Genomic DNA, 315 nt, shown 5'->3' with positions numbered 1-315 from the left:
TTCCAACGACCTAACTGATGAAACACTTTTTCTTGTGCTTTTTCACGAATAGAACAGGTATTTAATAATAATACATCAGCTTCCTCAGGCACTTCGGTCAACTCTAAACCATGAGTATTTAAAAGCAAATCTGCCATTTTTGAGCTGTCGTATTCATTCATTTGGCAGCCCCAAGTTTTAATATGTAATTTCTGCGTCATTTTTATATTTAAAATTAATTCACAAGTAAAAAATCAGTCGGCTATTTTACAGAGTTGTTGCGCCTGTTGCTAGCTAAAAAATCAGATTTTATTTTTTAAATTTGCCTAATAGCGC

At 33.0% G+C, this 315-nt stretch carries 1 pseudogene; it reads right to left on the bottom strand.

The window, feature by feature from the left end:
• A pseudogene (locus tag EII42_RS13930) lies at window positions 1–200 on the bottom strand (tRNA (N6-isopentenyl adenosine(37)-C2)-methylthiotransferase MiaB); the annotation flags it as partial.
• Between the last annotated feature and the right edge of the window lie 115 nt (window positions 201–315).

The organism is Tessaracoccus sp. OH4464_COT-324, from assembly GCF_003932855.1.
GTDB lineage: Bacteria > Actinomycetota > Actinomycetes > Propionibacteriales > Propionibacteriaceae > Arachnia.
Note: the sequence above shows the minus strand (reverse complement) of the source record. Positions and strands in the feature narration are given on the sequence as shown.